Source organism: Pseudoduganella chitinolytica (assembly GCF_029028125.1).
Taxonomy (GTDB): domain Bacteria; phylum Pseudomonadota; class Gammaproteobacteria; order Burkholderiales; family Burkholderiaceae_D; genus Rugamonas; species Rugamonas chitinolytica.
The window spans coordinates 2,294,457-2,310,688 of the sequence record NZ_CP119083.1 but is presented as its reverse complement, the minus strand read 5'-3'; the positions used below and the strand labels follow the sequence as shown (position 1 = coordinate 2,310,688).

General features: G+C 69.9%; 13 protein-coding genes and 1 pseudogene. 9 read left to right on the top strand and 5 right to left on the bottom strand.

What is annotated here, in order from left to right; translation table 11 throughout:
- Positions 1-16: 16 nt before the first annotated feature.
- Positions 17-2,293: a TonB-dependent receptor gene (locus PX653_RS10215; RefSeq protein WP_277417781.1), complete on the bottom strand. Its 2,277-nt coding sequence runs from the start codon at positions 2,291-2,293 to the stop codon at positions 17-19.
- Between the two features lie 275 nt (positions 2,294-2,568).
- The gene (locus tag PX653_RS10210; protein ID WP_277417780.1) at positions 2,569-3,096 is read right to left on the bottom strand and encodes a sigma-70 family RNA polymerase sigma factor; all 528 of its coding nucleotides are present in this window, start codon (positions 3,094-3,096) and stop codon (positions 2,569-2,571) included.
- A gap of 394 nt (positions 3,097-3,490) precedes the next feature.
- Between PX653_RS10210 and PX653_RS10205 the strand changes: the two genes are divergently transcribed.
- From PX653_RS10205 to PX653_RS10190, 4 genes are read left to right on the top strand one after another with little or no spacing between them, the layout of a single operon-like run.
- A complete protein-coding gene (locus tag PX653_RS10205) occupies positions 3,491-5,485 on the top strand; it encodes a TonB-dependent receptor plug domain-containing protein (protein WP_277417779.1) in 1,995 nt (664 codons plus the stop codon).
- On the top strand, positions 5,482-6,003 hold the full coding sequence (locus PX653_RS10200) for a YfiR family protein (protein ID WP_277417778.1): 522 nt from the start codon (positions 5,482-5,484) through the stop codon (positions 6,001-6,003). Before PX653_RS10205 ends, PX653_RS10200 begins: the two co-directional genes overlap by 4 nt.
- Positions 6,003-7,358 carry a putative bifunctional diguanylate cyclase/phosphodiesterase gene (locus PX653_RS10195; RefSeq protein WP_277417777.1) on the top strand — a complete coding sequence of 452 codons (1,356 nt, stop codon included), beginning with the start codon at positions 6,003-6,005 and terminating at the stop codon, positions 7,356-7,358. The genes PX653_RS10200 and PX653_RS10195 overlap by 1 nt, the downstream gene beginning before the upstream one ends.
- Positions 7,331-7,855 carry an EAL domain-containing protein gene (locus PX653_RS10190; protein ID WP_277417776.1) on the top strand — a complete coding sequence of 175 codons (525 nt, stop codon included), beginning with the start codon at positions 7,331-7,333 and terminating at the stop codon, positions 7,853-7,855. The genes PX653_RS10195 and PX653_RS10190 overlap by 28 nt, the downstream gene beginning before the upstream one ends.
- Before the next feature lie 37 nt (positions 7,856-7,892).
- On the opposite strand, the gene PX653_RS10185 is transcribed toward PX653_RS10190, so the two are convergent.
- Positions 7,893-8,381: a hypothetical protein gene (locus PX653_RS10185; protein WP_277417775.1), complete on the bottom strand. Its 489-nt coding sequence runs from the start codon at positions 8,379-8,381 to the stop codon at positions 7,893-7,895.
- Positions 8,382-8,608: 227 nt separating this feature from the next.
- Here PX653_RS10185 and PX653_RS10180 point away from each other — a divergent pair, with 227 nt between their 5' ends.
- The 3 genes and pseudogenes from PX653_RS10180 (at position 8,609) to PX653_RS10170 (ending at position 12,809) form a co-directional block, all read left to right on the top strand.
- Positions 8,609-10,180, top strand: a complete 1,572-nt coding sequence (locus PX653_RS10180; protein ID WP_277417774.1) for a methyl-accepting chemotaxis protein — start codon at positions 8,609-8,611, stop codon at positions 10,178-10,180.
- Between the two features lie 151 nt (positions 10,181-10,331).
- Positions 10,332-11,812 (top strand): annotated as a pseudogene (locus PX653_RS10175) (flavin-containing monooxygenase).
- A gap of 28 nt (positions 11,813-11,840) precedes the next feature.
- Complete coding sequence (locus PX653_RS10170) at positions 11,841-12,809, top strand: alpha/beta fold hydrolase (RefSeq protein WP_277417773.1); 969 nt, start codon at positions 11,841-11,843, stop codon at positions 12,807-12,809.
- Here PX653_RS10170 and PX653_RS10165 read toward each other — a convergent pair whose 3' ends face one another.
- Positions 12,810-13,268, bottom strand: a complete 459-nt coding sequence (locus PX653_RS10165; protein ID WP_277417772.1) for an Rrf2 family transcriptional regulator — start codon at positions 13,266-13,268, stop codon at positions 12,810-12,812.
- Between the two features lie 91 nt (positions 13,269-13,359).
- On the opposite strand from PX653_RS10165, the gene PX653_RS10160 reads away from it, so the two are divergent.
- Positions 13,360-14,259, top strand: coding sequence for an NAD(P)/FAD-dependent oxidoreductase (locus PX653_RS10160; protein ID WP_277417771.1), 900 nt, complete (start codon positions 13,360-13,362; stop codon positions 14,257-14,259).
- On the opposite strand, the gene PX653_RS10155 is transcribed toward PX653_RS10160, so the two are convergent.
- Positions 14,249-14,968 carry a 4'-phosphopantetheinyl transferase family protein gene (locus PX653_RS10155; RefSeq protein WP_277417770.1) on the bottom strand — a complete coding sequence of 240 codons (720 nt, stop codon included), beginning with the start codon at positions 14,966-14,968 and terminating at the stop codon, positions 14,249-14,251. The two genes, PX653_RS10160 and PX653_RS10155, sit on opposite strands and share 11 nt — an antisense overlap.
- A 75-nt stretch (positions 14,969-15,043) precedes the next feature.
- Here PX653_RS10155 and PX653_RS10150 point away from each other — a divergent pair, with 75 nt between their 5' ends.
- Complete coding sequence (locus PX653_RS10150) at positions 15,044-15,994, top strand: 2-hydroxyacid dehydrogenase (protein ID WP_277417769.1); 951 nt, start codon at positions 15,044-15,046, stop codon at positions 15,992-15,994.
- Positions 15,995-16,232: the final 238 nt, after the last annotated feature.

Genomic DNA, 16,232 nt, shown 5'->3' with positions numbered 1-16,232 from the left:
CGTTGCCGCCATCTCCTTAGTAAGTGTAGGCCAGGGTGGCGCCCACCGTGCGCGGTTCGCCGCGCCAGCCGGCCACGGAACCGTAGTCGCCGTTCACCAGCCGGCGCCAGTAGGTTTGGTCGAAGGCGTTGTTGACCCATACGGAGGCCGTCCATTCGCCTTGCCGCAGCTTGCCGCCGGTGCCGGCCGAGAACGACGCCAGGCCGTAGCCGGGGATCCGGGTGAACTCGGAGTTGTCGACCGTGCCGTACGTCCAGCTGCGCCGGGCATAGCGCGCGCCGACGAACGAGCGCAGCTCGCCCGGGCCGGTCCAGCTGTAGCGTGCGCTGGCATTGTAGGTCAGCCTTGGCGCATTAAACACTCGTCTTCCTGAGAGATTGCAGGACGGTGGCGGCTTGGGTGCCAGCGTCACCTCCGGCGCGCAGCGCGCATTGGCGTAATCGGTGTAGTAGGCGTCGTTGTAGACGGCGCCCGCATCGATCTCCCAGGCGCGGGTAGGCGTCAGGCGGACGCTGGCCTCGGCACCGCGCGAGCGGAACGAGCCGGCGTTCATCAGGTAGACCTGCTGGTCTTCCGGGTCGTAGCCCTGGGTCTGGAAGTCGCCGATCTCGGTCAGGAACAGCGCGCCCTTGACGGCGACGCGGCCGCCGGCCAGGGTGGCCTTGGCGCCGATCTCGCCCGAGCGGGCCCGTTCCGGCTTGATGAACAGCGAATCGAGGCCGGCCTGGCGCGCGGCGCCGGCCGAGATGTTCAGGCCCCCGGACTTCTCGCCATAGGATGCGGCCGCGTACGTGCTCCAGTCGGCGCCGGGGCGCCAGGTGGCCACCAGCGTACCGGATGGCAGCGTGTGGTGTTCCGTCAGCATGCCGGAATTGAACGGCACCCGGTTGTAGCGCACGAAGCTGCCGCTTTTCCGCTGCACGTTGGCGCGCACGCCGGCCGTCACGTCCACGCTGGGCGTGACGTGCCACGTGCCCTGGGCGAACGGCGACAGCATGCGGTCGCGCAGCATGCCCAGGCGGACCACGTCCAGGCCCCGGTAGCTGGCGCTGTCGAGGAACAGGCCGGGCAGGGCGGTGGCGGCATAGCGCGTGTGCGCCACCGTTTCCATGTGCTGGCCCAGGTAAGTCAGGCCCAGCGCGTAGTCCAGCGCGCCGCCGCCCGGGGAATCGAGCCGCACTTCCTGCGACCAGCTGCGGTCGCGCACCGCCGTGCCGGTATCGGCATAGATACGCACGGACAGGCCGTCCGCCATCGATGGCTGCGTGCGGTAATAGCGCAACGAGGTGACGGCGCGCAGCTGGTAGCCGCCGCCCAGCAGCCAGTTCGCCTGCGCCGACACGCCCCCTTGCACGATATGGACGCGGTTCTCGTCGTCCAGGTCCACGTCCGGCCCGAACACCAGGTTGCCGCCGACGGCGCCCACGTGCGCCGCGTAGTGGTCCTTGCCGTTGAATGCATGGGTGGCGACCAGCACCGGCGTCGGCGTGTTGTTGCTGTTGTTGTAGTCGGCGGACAGGCGCAGCGTAAAGCCGGCGTCGCCCTTGAACAGCAACTGGCCGCGGCCGCCATTGGCCGTGCCGCCGTTCAGGCGGTGGCCGGTGCGCCGGTTGGTGACGGCGCCGTCACTGCCGCTGCGGACCAGGTTCAGGCGCCCCGCGACGTGCTCGCCCAACGGCCCCGACACCATCGCGTTGACGCGCTGGTAGCCGCGCTGCCCGGCCGACAGCGTCAGGTTCGCCTCCGGCGTGAACGAGGGCGCGCGGGTGTGGATGTCCAGCACGCCACCGGTGGCATTCGCGCCGAACATCGTGCCCTGGGCGCCGGACAGCACCTCGACCCAGTCGACGTCGCCGAGGCCATTGGCCAGCATGCCGGGCCGCGCCAGGTAGACGTTGTCGAGGTAAACGGCGACGGCGCTGGGCATGCCGATATTGGCGTCGCCGCTGGCCTGGCCGCCGCCGTCGCCCACGCCGCGGATGGCAATCTGCATGTCGGACGGGTCGGTGCTCTGGATATGGATGCCGGGGACCAGCTGCTGCAGCTCCTCCAGCGTGCCCACGTTCTGGCGCGCCAGCGCGTCACCCTCGATGCGGTAGGCCGACGTGGGCGTGCGCTGCGGGTCGGCGTTTGCCACGGCGCGGGCCTGGCGGACGCCGCTGACGGTGACGGTGGCGATCGCCGCCTGGGATGCCTGCGCCGCGGCGAGCTCCTGCGCCAGCGCGGTCGTGGCGCCGGTCAGGGCAAGGAAGGGAAGGGCGGCCCGGACGGCCAGGGATATCGTCGTTTGCAACTCGTAGCCTCTTGTCGTGATGTCGATACGAGGCTTGTGCAACGAGACCGGCAAAGCGTCAGCGCCTTGCGCAAATCTTTTGTGGCGTGAAGCCGCTGGTTCCGACGATCGGGGACGGTTCCTAGTGCCGCTAACGCCGCTATATGGCGGCATGTACGTCGGCGAGCCGCTGGCCCACACTGCACCCCAGGAGCAGGAACTGGGGTCGGACCCGCCGGGGCCGACCCCGGCTCTTCGCGGTGGGTTGAACTGAAAAGGGTGACTGTCACCGTTTCTCAGGTGGTGAAACAGGCGGTGCGGGCTTGTGCCACGTACTTGCGCACCATGCTGGCGGAGACGCCCAGGCGGGCGCCGATATCGGCGTAGGCCAGCTCGTCGCACTCGCTCAGGAGGAACGCTTCGCGCACGCGCGGACCCAGGCGGTGCAGTGCGGCGTCGATGCGGGCGATCTCCTCGACGCCCAGGCAGATGTCCTGCGCCGACGGTGCGTGGCGTTCGGGGCGCTGCGCCAGCTCGGCGAGATGGGCGCGCTCCAGGTCACGTCGGCGCCAGAATTCGAATGTCAGGCGGCGCGCGATCGTCGTCAGCAGCGCGCGCGGCTGGCGGATGTGGCTGACGTCGTCCAGCGCGACGAGTTCCGTGAAGGCCGACGCGGCCAGGTCCTCGGCGTCGCAGCGCGACCCGGTCAGTCGGTGCATGCTGGCGGTCAGCCAGCTGTAGCTGTGGCGGAACTCACTGTGCAGGAAGTGTTCGCGCGGCGAAGCCGCCGCGTGGTGTCGCGGTATCGATATAGCCGAAGTCATGGTGCGTGGTTGTCATGCCGGCAGGAGTGCACCCCACGCGACAGGAGAGAACGCGGGGGGCGCGGCGGCCCGGCTGGCCGTACGGTCAATATAGTGAGGCAGGCCACGGATGAAAACGAACCATTTCGACTATGCTTCGTCGGATTTCTCAGCTAGGGAAGCGCCGGTACTTCCCCAGCCCGCCCAGCGGGCGCAATTGTGAAATCGAAGACAACGTTGCACACGCGGCGCGGGAAGCGCAGCTCCTGCCCGTGCGGTTTGCGCGACAGCTTTGTTAAATACTACTGGATGTTGCCGTACGGAATCGTTATACTGGGCTTCCTCTTTGCATCGGGAGGCACGTGCCGTCGCGTGGCTGCCGTTCGATGCCAACGCCAGACCGGATGTGCTGCCAATGAAGCGAACCCCTGTTGCCTTAGCTGTCCTCTGCCTGTCGGCACTGCCGTGTGCCGGGGCTGCCACGCCGGACGACCTGACGGCATTGCCGCTGGAGCAGTTGCTGCAGGTGCCGATGGTGACATCGGCGTCGCGCTTCGAGCAATCCGTCAGCGATGCGCCGTCCGCCGTGGTCGTGCTGACCGCACGCGACATCCGCGAGCACGGCTGGCGCACGCTGGCCGATGCCCTGGCATCGGTGCCGGGGCTGTACGTCACGCAGGACCGCAACTACACCTATCTGGGCGCGCGCGGCTTCCTGCGCCCGGGCGACTACGACAGCCGTTTCCTGCTGCTGATCGACGGCGTGCGCCTGAACGATGCCGTCTACGACCAGGCCCTGGTCGGCAACGAGGGCCTGCTGGACATGGACCTGGTGGCCCGCATCGAATACGTGCCGGGCCCCGGCGCGGCCGTGTACGGCTCGAACGCGCTGTTCGGCGTCATCAACGTCATCACCAAGACAGGCAGTGCGCTCGCCGGTCCGCAAGCCAGCGTCACGCTGGCCGGGGCGGGGGAGCGGCGGGTGCGCGCCAGCTACGGCTGGCATGCCCAGAACGGCGACGACCTGCTGCTGTCGGCCAGCGGCTACCGGCGCCGCGGCGACGACCTGTACTTCCCCGAGTTCGACACGCTCGACCAGAACGGCGGCATCGCACGCGGCCTGGATGGCGAGCGCGCCCACAGCGTGTTCGCCAAGGCGGCGGGACGCGGATTCGTGTTCTCGGCCGGCTACGTGGCGCGCGAGAAGGATATCCCGACGGGCTCTTTCGGCGCCGTGTTCAACCGGCCCAACACCACGCGCGACACGCAGGCGTTTGCCGACCTGGGCTACACGCACCAGGCGGCACCTGGCGTGCTGCTGGCCGCGAACGCGTTCTGGGGCCAGGCCGACTACGAGGGCGCGGGCTGGTACCCGGATGGCGAGGGAGGGGCCCGCCGCAATGTCGATGGCGCCCATGCCGCCTGGTACGGCGCCAATGTGCACGCGACGGTCACGGCGGTCGCGGGGCACAAGCTGGTGGCCGGCATCGAAGGCCGGCGCAACGCGCGGCGCGACCAGTACAACTACAACGAAGGCCCGTACGAGCCGCTGCTGGACGAGCGCCACGCCGACAGCCGCTGGGGCGTGTACCTGGACGACGAGATCGCGCTGCGGCCGTGGTTGCTGCTGAACGCGGGCGTGCGCTATGACCGCGACAGCGTGATCGGCAGCCGCGTCAGCCCCCGTGCTGCGTTGATCGCCCGGCCGGGCGCGCGCGATACGGTCAAGCTGATCGCCGGCAGCGCGTACCGCTCGCCGAACGCCTACGAACTGTATTACGCCATCCCGGGCGCCGACGGCATGCTGGCCAATCCGGCATTGCGCGCCGAGGCGATCCGCACGCGCGAGCTGGTTTGGGAACGCATGCAGGGCGCGTATGGCAAGCTGACGGCATCGCTGTTCCGCTACCGGATGGACGACCTGATCACGCAGCAGGTCGACAGCGATACGGGGATGCTGGTGTTCCGCAACACGGACCGGGCCGTCGCGCACGGCCTGGAACTGGCTGGCGAGCGGACGTTCCAGTCGGGCACGCGCGTGCGCGCCAGCTATACCTGGCAGCTGGCGCGCGACGGCGCGGGTGCGTGGCTGGTCAGTTCGCCGCGCCACCTGGCCAAGCTGGCGGCCGCCGTGCCGTTACCGGGTTTGCCGGCGCGCCTCGGCAACGAGCTGCATTGCAGTTCGGCGCGCCGCACCGAGCACGCGCTGGCCGGCGGCTACTGCGTGGCGAACCTGACCTTGACGGCGCTGCCCGGCGCGTTCGGCCGCGGCGTTGGCGTCGCCGTCAGCGTCTACAACCTGTTCGACCGCCGCTACGGCGATCCGGCCGGTCCTGCCTTCGTGCAGGAAGCACTGGCACGCCCCGGGCGCACGCTGGCCCTGCGGCTTGACTACGACTTCGGCCGATGACCGTGGCCGTCCGATCCCGATTAGCGCGCGCCGTGCTGGCGTCCGCGCTGCTGGCCGCCTTGCTGTCGGCGCAGACCTGTGCTGCGCAGGACGACAGCCGCCTGAAAGCCGCGTTCATCTTCAATATCGCCCAGTTTACGACGTGGCCGCCAGGGCCGCCTGGTCCCGCGCGCGTGCTGGCCATCTGCGCCAGCCCGGCGCACAGCGTGTGGCCAGGCCTGCGCGAGCTGGAAGGCAAGGCGCTGGATGGACGCGCCCTGACCGTCGTCGACAGCGGCACCGGCCGCTCGTGCGACGTGATGGTCTACAGCGCGTCCGCCGCGCCAGCCGTGGCGCCGGTGGCCGTGCCGGGCATGCTGACGATCGTCGACGGGGCGCGCCGCGGCCATTACCAGGGCGCCGTCACATTGGTCGAGGAAGATCCGCACCTGCGCTTCGACATCGACACGCGCGAAGCGGCACGGGCCGGCCTGAAATTCAGCTCGCGCCTGTTGCAACTGGCCAGGAACGTACTCTGATGCCGCACCGCAGACAAGCCACGACGCCGGGCCAGCAGATCACGCGCACGCTGGGCGTGGGCCAGCTGGTCGCCGCCGTCTCCGCGCTGGTGTTTGCCGGCGCCTTCCTGCTCGCCTACGAGTGGGTCGCGCTGCGCGGCGCGCTGGCCGACGAGACGCGCATGCAGGCCGCGATCGTCGCGGACAACGTGTCCGCCTCGCTGATGTTCGGCGACCGGCAGGCCGCCACCGAAATGCTGGCGTCGCTGCGCCAGGCCGGTCACCTGCGCACGGCCGTGCTGTATGACCGCGACGGCAAGCTGTTTGCCCGTTACGTCGTGTCAGCGCATGCGGCCGGCGCCGGGTCCGGCTCCGCCGTCGGCACGCTGGCCGTGACGCAGGCCGTGAGCTATCGCGGCCAGGGGCTGGGCCGGCTCGAACTCGTCACCAGCACGGACCGCATCGTCACCGGCCTGCTGCGCTATGCCGGGCTGCTGGCGCTGGCGTCGCTGGGCGGCCTGCTGGTCGTCGCGGCCGTGATGTACCGCACCCGCGCGCGCGTGGCGGCGGCCGAACGGGAGCTGCATTTCCAGGCCAATACCGATGCCGTCACGGGCCTGCCGAACCGCCGCGCCACCTACCGTTGGCTGGAAGAGGCCATCGCGGAGCATCGCGACGGCGACGGCCAGGTCGCCGTGCTGCTGGTCGACCTGGACAACTTCAAGCTCGTCAACGACACGGCCGGGCACGCGGCTGGCGACGTGCTGCTGCAGCAGGTGGCGGCCGCGCTGGGCGGCGTGGTACGGCCGCCCGATCTGGTCGGGCGCATCGGCGGCGACGAATTCGCCGTGATCGCCAACGTGGCCGACGCGGCCGGCGCGCACGCGATCGGCGAGCGCTTGCTGGCAGCGTTGCGCACGCCGTTCGCGCTGGCGACGGGCGAGGTGTTCGCCACCGCCAGCGTGGGCCTGTGCCTGTATCCGCAGGATGCGCCGGGCATGACGGAAGTGCTGAGCAGCGCGGATGCGGCGCTGTACCGCGCCAAAGGGGCAGGGCGCAACCGGCTGGTCGCGTTCGTACCCGAGATGACGCTGGCGGCGCAGCGGCGCGCGCAACTGGAGGCGGACCTGCGCCGCGCCATCGAGCAGGAGGTTCTGCTGCCGTACTACCAGCCGCAATTCGACTGCCGCACGGGCGCGATGGTGGGCGTCGAGGCGCTGCTACGCTGGCCGCACCCGGAACGCGGCTTCGTCTCGCCGGCCGAATTCATCCCCGTGGCCGAAGACACTGGTCTGATCGTCGAACTGGGTCGCTGGGTGCTGCGCCGCGCCTGCGCCGACGTGGCCGCGTGGGACCGGCAGGGCGCCCCCCGCTGACGGTCGCCGTCAACGTGTCGGCGCGCCAACTGAAGGAGCCGCGCTTCCTGGACGACGTGCTGGCGGCGCTGCACCTGAGCGGCCTGGCGCCGGGCCGGCTGGAGCTGGAGCTGACGGAAAGCCTGCTGATGGAGGACATGGACGGCGCGGTGGCATTCATGCACGCCGTGCGCGCCGCCGGCGTGCGCCTGTCGATCGACGATTTCGGCACCGGCTACTCGTCGCTGGCCTACCTGCAGTCGTTCCCGATCAACCAGCTGAAGGTGGACCGCAAGTTCGTGCAGTCGCTGCCGGGCGCGGGCCATACGATTGCCACCGCCGTGATCGCGCTGGCGCGGGGCTTCGGCCTGGCCGTCATCGCCGAGGGCGTGGAACGGCCGGAGCAGCTGGAATGGCTGCGCGCGGCGGGTTGCGACCATGCCCAGGGCTTCCTGCTGGGCATGCCGATGCCGGCCGCGGACCTGCTGGCGCGGGTGACCGCGGTACAGGAAGCTTGAATCGCAGCTTGAATCGCAGCTCGAATCAGAGCTTGCTTCAGGCGCCTTGCTTGCGCACGCGCGCGCCGAACGATTTCTCGAAGAACTCGCCGAGCCTGGCCTCCAGCCACTGCGGCGTCAGCTCGGTGCAGGCGATGGTGCCGCCTTCCTTGCCGCTGCCATCGCGGGCGCGCAGGTCGAAGGCGCTGGTCCACTCGAGCAGGCAGCTGTTCTCGATGGCGGCAAAAGTCAGCATGCAGGCGTCCCGGCCGGCATGCGCGGCCAGCCGGTTCTTCTCGGGCACGAAGATCAGGCGGATGAAGTCGTTCCAGCCATCGTTGCCTTCCTCGACCTTGCCGTCGTAATCGTGTTCGTACATCTGCTTGCGCACGGCGGCAAATTGCGGCCGCACGACATTCTCCAGCGTCTGCCGGTACTGCTCCCGGAAATCCAGGCGCGCCTGGCGCGCCGCCTGCTCCTGCGCGGCCTGCTTGGCCGCGGCCAGGTCCGCCTCGTGCTTCAACGCGGCTTTAGAAAAGATCGACATTGCATCCTTACCCGAAAAACATCAGTGTACACGCAGCCGTTGCGCGCTTGCGCCACAACGGGTGCCCGGCACGTGCAAAAACGTGGCGCGGCGGATTGGCGCGTGCTACCATTGATTCCATATGGCAATACGTGGTGACAAACCGCTTTGCCATGTCCTTCGGCCCCCATCCCCGCCCGAATTTTAGCGACATCCGTCGCCAGACTCATTCACTTTCGAACAACATTATGAAGCTCGCTAATCTGAAAATCGGCGTTCGCCTGTCGTTGCTGGGGGTTTTCTTCCTTGTGACCCTGCTGCTGGTCGGTCTCACCGGCTGGTCCGCGCTGCGCAGCATGAACGAGCGTAACGCGGCCGGGTTCGTCGAGGCGGACCAACTGCTGCGCACCGTCGACAATGCCCGCATGGCCCAGGTGGATTTCAAGATCCAGGTACAGGAATGGAAGAACATGCTGCTGCGCAGCTATGACGACGAGAACGCCGGCAAATACCGCGCGGCATTCGTCAAGGCCGGCGCCAGCACGCAGGAAAAACTGCACAAGCTGAAGGAGCAGATGACGCAGCTGCAGCTCGACACCGCGATGACGGATGAGGCGATGCGCCGGCAGGGCGACCTGCAACAGCGCTACCTCGCCGCCTACGGGCAGTACGTCGTGGGCGACCTGACCAGTGCCAAGGGCGTGGATGCGGCCGTGAAAGGGATGGACCGCCCCGCCACCGAACAGATCGACAAGATCGTCACGTATATCCAGAAGGTGGCGGACGAGCGCATGGCCAAGGTGGCTGAGCAGAACGACAGCGAGTACCAGCGTTCCGTCGTGCTGCTGCTGGTCCTGCTGGTGGCCGCCGTCGCCATCGGCAGCGTCATCGTCGTCATGCTCGTGCGTGGCATCACCGTGCCGCTGTCCCGCGCCCTGAACATCGCCCGTGAAGTGGCCGACGGCGACCTGCGTGCGGATGTACGCTCGAACCGCCAGGACGAGATCGGCGACCTGCTGCGTGCGCTGGGTACGATGAGCGGCAACCTGGCGCGCATCGTGACGCGGGTGCGCGGCGGTACCCAGGCCATCGCGCTGGCGTCGGCGGAGATCGCCCAGGGCAACGCGGACCTGTCGGCCCGCACGGAAGACATGGCCGGCTCGCTGGAAGAGACGGCGGCATCGATGACGGAGCTGACCAGCACCGTGCGCGCCAACAGCGACAACGCCGGCGAAGCCGCGCGCCTGGCCGGCCAGGCCTCGAGCGTGTCCGGCCGCGGCAGCGAGACGGTGGCCGAGGTGGTCGCGTCGATGGGCGCGATCGGCCAGAGCTCGGGCAAGATCGCCGAGATCATCGGCGTCATCGACGGCATCGCGTTCCAGACCAATATCCTGGCGCTGAACGCCGCCGTGGAAGCGGCCCGTGCCGGCGAGCAGGGCCGCGGCTTCGCGGTCGTCGCCAGCGAGGTGCGCAACCTGGCGCAGCGCTCGTCGTCGGCTGCCAAGGAAATCCGCGAGCTGATCACGGCGTCCGTCGCCGAAGTCGGCTCGGGCCGTGCGCTGGTGGACCGCGCCGGCGCCACGATGCGCGACGTGCTCGCCAGCGTCGAGCAGGTGACCGCCGTCGTCACCGAGATTTCGATGGCCAGCACGGAGCAGCAGGAAGGGATCGAGCAGATCGGCACGGCGATCGCCCACATCGACAGCGTCACGCAGCAGAACGCGGCGCTGGTGGAGCAGGCGGCGGCGGCGGCGGAATCGCTGAAGCAGCAGGCCCGCGAGCTGGACGAAGCGGTGGCGATCTTCAAGCTGGCCGCCTGACCGGCGCCGGTTTGTCGAAGGAGGGCCGGAACGCGCGAGCGTTCCGGCCCTTTCCACATGCGCGCCGGATTGCCGCGCCACGATTGTCTTTCCCATATGGCTCAGCTATGCTGGCAGCGAGCGGTGCCGGGATGCCGCGCCAGGAGACCGTGTGGAGAATGCAGGCGGGAATGCGAGTGCAGAGGTGCTGGACGTACTGATCGTCGGCGCCGGGCTGTCCGGCATCGGCGCCGCGTGCGCGCTGCAGGAGCGCTGTCCCGGGCAGCGCTTCGCCATCCTGGAGGCGCGTGGCGCCATCGGCGGCACGTGGGACCTGTTCCGCTATCCGGGCGTGCGCTCCGACTCGGACATGCACACGCTGGGCTACCGCTTCCGCCCTGGGACAACCCGCGCGCCATCGCCGACGGGCCCGCGATCCTCGACTATATCCGCGCCGCCGCGCAGGAAGGCGACGTGGTGCGCCACATCCGCTTCGGCCACAAGGTGCGGCGCGCCGACTGGTGCAGTGCCGCGGCGCTGTGGACGGTGCAGGCGGACCACGGCGGCGCTGCCGTCACGCTGCGCTGCCGTTTCCTGTACCTGTGCGCCGGCTATTACGACTACGAGGCGGCGCACCGGCCCGCGTTCGATGGCGAACAGTCGTTCCGCGGCACCGTCGTGCAGCCGCAGTTCTGGCCGCAGGACCTGGATTGGCGCGGTCGCCGCGTCGTCGTCGTCGGCAGCGGCGCCACGGCCGTGACGCTGGTACCGGCGCTGGCGCGCACGGCGGCCCACGTGACGATGCTGCAACGCTCGCCCACCTATGTCGTGGCGCGGCCCGCGGTGGACGGTTTCGCGACTGCCGTTTCGCAGGTGCTGCCGCGCCGGCTGGCCTACCGGGTCATCCGCTGGAAGAACGTGTTCGAGAGCATCGTGCTGTACCGCCTGGCGCGGCGCCGGCCGGAACTGGTCAGGCGCCACATCGTGGCCCAGGCGGCCCGCCGATTGCAGCACACCTGCGACGCGCGCGTGCACTTCGCGCCCAGCTACCGGCCGTGGGACCAGCGCATCTGCGTGGCGCCGGACGGCGACCTGTTCGACGCGATCCGTGCGGGTCGCGCCAGCGTGGCCACCGACGTCATCGAACGCTTCACGCCATGCGGCCTGCGGCTGCGCTCCGGCCGCGACCTGGCAGTCGACATCGTCGTGCTGGCCACGGGCCTGCAGCTCAAGCTGCTGGGCGGCATGACGCTGGCGGTGGACGGCCGCGCCGTGCAACCGGCCGAGACACTGGTCTACAAGGGTATGATGCTGAGCGATGTACCGAACCTGGCACTGGCGTTCGGCTACACCAACGCGTCGTGGACGCTGAAGGCGGACCTGACGGCGCAGTGGGTGTGCCGGTTGCTGCGCCACATGGCCCGCCATGGCCACGCGATCGCGCTGCCGCGGCGCGAGGCGGACGTGGCGCCGCGGCCGTTCCTGGACTTCACGTCCGGCTACGTGCAGCGCGCGGCCGGCGTGCTGCCGCAACAGGGCTCGCGCCGGCCGTGGCAGGTGTACCAGGACTACCTGCGCGACTTGTTGACGATCCGCTGCGGCCGGCTGGCCGATGGCGTCCTGCGCTTCGGCGCGCCCGGCATGCTGCCGTAGGCACTGCCGCACACGATAGGAGAACACGATGATCGGAGCTGTGACGACTACACTGCTGGCGGCGCCGGTACTGACGGCGGCCGCGCTGGCGACGCTGACGCGGCGCGTGGCGCGCCAGGTGGAAGCGGCCGTGCCGCCGCGTGGCCGCTTCGTCGATGTGCACGGCACCCGGCTGCATGTGCGCGAGCAGGGCAGCGGCCCCGTGCTGCTGATGGTGCACGGCCTCGGCGGCCAGATGGCACACTTCACCTATGGCCTGGCGGAGCGTCTGGCCGACCGTTACCGGGTGATCGTGGTGGACCGGCCCGGCTCCGGTTATTCGCGCTCCCATGCCGAGGGCGCCGGCTTGCGCACGCAGGCGGCGACACTGGCCGCGCTGATCGACGTGCTGGGACTGGAGCGGCCCGTGGTGGTCGGGCACTCGCTGGGCGGCGCCGTCGCGCTGGCGCTGGCGCTGGACCATCCGCAGTGCGTCGCCGGGCTGGCGCTGCTGGCGCCCCTGACGCAGCTGGAGGAAGCGGTGCCGCCGGTATTTCGTGCGCTGACGATACGCAGCGCGGCCGTGCGCAAGGCCGTCGCGTATACGCTCGCCACACCGGGCGGCATGTTGCGCGGCGCGGCGGTGCTGCGCGAAGTATTCGCGCCGGAAGCGGTACCGCACGATTTCGCGCTGAAGGGCGGCGGCCTGCTCAGCCTGCGGCCCGGCCAGTTCCTGGCGGCGGCCGACGACCTGCAGGCGCTGCCCGCCGAACTGCCGGCGCTGAGTGCCCGCTATGCGGGCCTGCGCGTGCCGGTGGCCGTGCTGTTCGGCCGTGACGACGCCATCCTGGACTGGCAGCGCCACGGCGCGGGGCTGGTGGCCGCCGCGCCCCAGGTGCTGCTGGAAACGGTGGCGGGCGGGCACATGCTGCCGGTCACGCAGCCCGACGTATCGGCCGCCTTTATCGCGGCGGCCGCACAGCGGGCGCTGGCAACGGCGCCCATCGCCGCACCCTGATCACGCCAGGACGTGCCCGGCGGGCGCTGCGGCACCCGCCGGCAAGCGCGCATCCACGCCACGGGCCAGGTCCGCCAGCGTGACCCGGCCGAAGCGCGCCAGCAGCAGCGCCTCCGCCTCCCGTAGTGCTTCCCCCAGTTCGTCGTTGACCGCCTGTTCCACCAGGCACGCCGGATGTTCGTTGGCCGCGCCGATGGCAAACACCGACGGGCTGCCGAGCGCCGCATGGATGTCCAGCAGCGTGATCCCGGCCAGCGGGCGCGCCAGCACCCAGCCGCCGCCATGGCCCTTCTCCGATTGCACATAGCCGGCGTCGCGCAGGCCGGCCATCGTGCGCCGTACCACGACGGGGTTGGTGGACAACATCTGCGCGATCGCGTCGGACGTGGCCCGTCCCGCGTGGGCATCCATATGAATCAGCACATGCAGCATGCGCGATAGTCGGCTGTCGGGTCTCATGCCGCATTGTACGACGCGAGTCACGCAACGTTTGAAGCTGCGTAAGAGCGCCGGACGTGTAACAATCGAAGTTACATAAACGGGAGGAACCATGGATGCGATCATCATCGGCGGCAGCTTTGCCGGCCTGTCGGCCGCGCTGCAACTGGCCAGGGCACGCCGGCGCGTGCTGCTGATCGACGCGGCCGAGCCGCGCAACCGCTTTGCCGCGCAGGCGCATGGCTTTCTGGGCCAGGATGGCGTGCCGCCGCGCGTCATCCGCGCCAGCGCACGCTCCCAGCTGGCGGCCTATCCGACTGTGCGGTTCCACGACGGTGCCGCCACGGACGCGGTTTCCCGGCAAGGGCGCTTCCGCGTCACGTGTGCCGACGGCAGCGTGTACGAGGGCCGCCGCGTGGTGCTCGCAAGCGGTGTGCGCGATGCGTTGCCGGAGCTGCCGGGGCTTGCGGAACGGTGGGGGCGCACGGTGATCCATTGCCCGTACTGCCACGGCTACGAGCTGGACGGCGCACCCGTTGGCGTGCTTGCGGGTCACGCGAAGTCGGCGCACCAGGCGGCCTTGCTGCCGGACTGGGGCCCCACGACCTTCTTTACCGGTGGCGCCCACGAGCCGGACGCCGAAGCGGCCGCATTGCTCGCCGCCCGTGGCGTCGTCATCGAACGCACGCCGGTCGTGGCCCTGCTGGGGGACGCGCCCGCGCTGACCGGCGTGCGGCTGATGGACGGCCGCACGGTGGCATTGGGCGGCCTGTTCGTTGCGCCGCGCACGGACCCGGGAGCGTTGCCACGCCAGCTTGGCTGCGCGATCGACGAGGGCATGACGGGACCGCTGGTCCGGGTCGATGCCATGCAGCAGACCACCGTGCCGGGTGTCTTCGCGGCCGGCGATGCGGCGACCCAGATGCACAACGCGACGCTGGCCGCGGCCGCCGGGGTGATGGCCGGCGTGGCGTTGCATCAATCGCTGGTGATGGAGGCTGTCACCAGATAATGGCCGTCAGCAGGTCGCCATCCGGTAGCAGCCGCCAGTGCGCTCGTACCGCGGCGCCAACCGGCCACGCGGCGCACAGCGGTTCGGCGACGACAAAGTCGAGGGTGCCCGGCCCGACGGCGCGTACGCGCACGGCCGAAAAATCGAAGAAGCGGCCGACGGCGCCAAAGGCCGCCTTGTAGAAGCTCTCCTTGGCGGAAAAGACCAGTGACAACAAGGCCGCGCGTGGCAGCAGGCGCTCGTGCGCGGCCAGCAGCGCCAGTTCGGCCGCGTCCACCGCCAGTGCGGCGAGGCTGTCCTGCAGCTCGCGCGAGGCGGGCGACTCGAGGTCGATACCCACGCCGTGCCAGGCCGCGGCGGGCAGGGCGACCGCGCCGGCGCGGCGGCTGTTGTGGGTGATGCTGCCGAGGGTTCCGGCCGGCCACAGCGGCTCGCGGCTGGCGCCCTTGCCGATGTCCGCCACGGGCAAGCCGGCCGCCGCGAGCGCGAAGCGCGCTGCCAGCCGTCCATGGAAATACTCGGCCTGGCGCTTGCGCACGCTGCGCGCGACCTCGAGCGGCAGCGCGATGGCGGCGCTGGCAAAGGCACCGGCGTCGAACGTCGCCGCGTTGAACTCGACGAGGTGCACGGCCAGCGTGACGGTGCGCGTGCCGGCGGCATCGGTCAGCGGCCAGGCCAGCACGGCGGGGGAAGGGTGGTCGGCAGTCATGGTCGCCCTGAAAAATTGGCACGATACCCCTACAATAGCCTTTCGTCCACTTGGCGCTGTCCGCGTCGCCTTGCCATGAAGCCAGACATCCTCGTGATGGCCCCCAGTCCGTCGCCCGCCGTGATGGCGCAGTTCGACGAGCATTTCACCTGTCACCACATGTGGCGCCTGCCGCCCGGCGAACACGCGGCCTTCATCGAGGCCGTCGGCGCCAGCGTGCGCGGCCTCGCGACGACCGGCACGATCGGCATCGACGCGACACTGGCGGCACGTTTGCCGCGGCTGGAGATCGTTGCGGTCAACGGTATCGGGGTGGACGCCGTCGACTTCACGGCCACGCGCCCGCGCGGCATCCGCGTCACCAACACGCCGGGCGTGCTGACGGACGACGTGGCCGACCTGGCCGTGGCGCTGCTGCTGGCGGCTGCGCGGCGCATCCCGGCGCTCGATCGATACGTGCGTGGCGGCCAATGGCAGGAGCGCGTGCCCCTGCAGCCGGCGCGCACGCTGCGCGGCAAGACGGCGGGCATCCACGGCTTCGGGCGCATCGGCAAGGCCGTCGCCCAGCGGCTGGCCGGCTTCGGCATGGCGCTGCGCTACTTCCAGCCGAACGTCGTGGCCGCGACCGACGTGCCGCGCAGCGACTCGCTGCTGGCCCTGGCAAGGGAGAGCGACTACCTGGTGATCTGCGCCCCCGGTGGTGCGGCCACGCGGGGACTGGTCGATGCGGCCGTGCTGGCGGCGCTGGGGCCACAGGGCACGCTGATCAACGTGGCGCGCGGCTCCATCGTCGACGAAGACGCGCTGGTCGCCGCACTGGCGGACGGTTCGCTGGGCGCGGCCGGCCTGGACGTCTTCGCCAACGAACCGGCAGTGCCGGCGGCGTTGGCGGCGCTGCCGAACGTGGTGCTGACGCCGCACGTGGGCAGCCTCACGGTGGAGACGCGCCATGCGATGGGCCAGCTCGTCATCGACAACCTGCTGGCGCACTTCGCCGGTGCCCCGCTTCTGACACCGGTGGCGTGACCATGTCGCGGCACGGTGATCCGGACATCGGAAATCGGGGACAGCCTCGAAATCGGGGACAGCCTCCGATGCCGCGATGCTGTCCTGCCTGTCATGCTGGGAAATTGGGGACAGCCTCCGATTTCGCTGATTTCGCGATACCGTCTTGCTTGTCATGCTGAAATTTGGAAATTTGGAGGCTGTCCCCATTTTGCGGTCCCCATTTTGCGCAATTTGGGGAATTGGGGACAGCCTCCGA

Excerpts from the sequence above, each read along its gene's own strand:
- PX653_RS10210 (WP_277417780.1), bottom strand. The coding sequence starts at position 3,096 with ATGACTTCGGCTATATCGATACCGCGACACCACGCGGCGGCTTCGCCG.
- PX653_RS10205 (WP_277417779.1), top strand. The coding sequence starts at position 3,491 with ATGAAGCGAACCCCTGTTGCCTTAGCTGTCCTCTGCCTGTCGGCACTG.
- PX653_RS10200 (WP_277417778.1), top strand. The coding sequence starts at position 5,482 with ATGACCGTGGCCGTCCGATCCCGATTAGCGCGCGCCGTGCTGGCGTCC.
- PX653_RS10195 (WP_277417777.1), top strand. The coding sequence starts at position 6,003 with ATGCCGCACCGCAGACAAGCCACGACGCCGGGCCAGCAGATCACGCGC.
- PX653_RS10185 (WP_277417775.1), bottom strand. The coding sequence starts at position 8,381 with ATGTCGATCTTTTCTAAAGCCGCGTTGAAGCACGAGGCGGACCTGGCC.
- PX653_RS10180 (WP_277417774.1), top strand. The coding sequence starts at position 8,609 with ATGAAGCTCGCTAATCTGAAAATCGGCGTTCGCCTGTCGTTGCTGGGG.
- PX653_RS10170 (WP_277417773.1), top strand. The coding sequence starts at position 11,841 with ATGATCGGAGCTGTGACGACTACACTGCTGGCGGCGCCGGTACTGACG.
- PX653_RS10165 (WP_277417772.1), bottom strand. The coding sequence starts at position 13,268 with ATGAGACCCGACAGCCGACTATCGCGCATGCTGCATGTGCTGATTCAT.
- PX653_RS10160 (WP_277417771.1), top strand. The coding sequence starts at position 13,360 with ATGGATGCGATCATCATCGGCGGCAGCTTTGCCGGCCTGTCGGCCGCG.
- PX653_RS10155 (WP_277417770.1), bottom strand. The coding sequence starts at position 14,968 with ATGACTGCCGACCACCCTTCCCCCGCCGTGCTGGCCTGGCCGCTGACC.
- PX653_RS10150 (WP_277417769.1), top strand. The coding sequence starts at position 15,044 with ATGAAGCCAGACATCCTCGTGATGGCCCCCAGTCCGTCGCCCGCCGTG.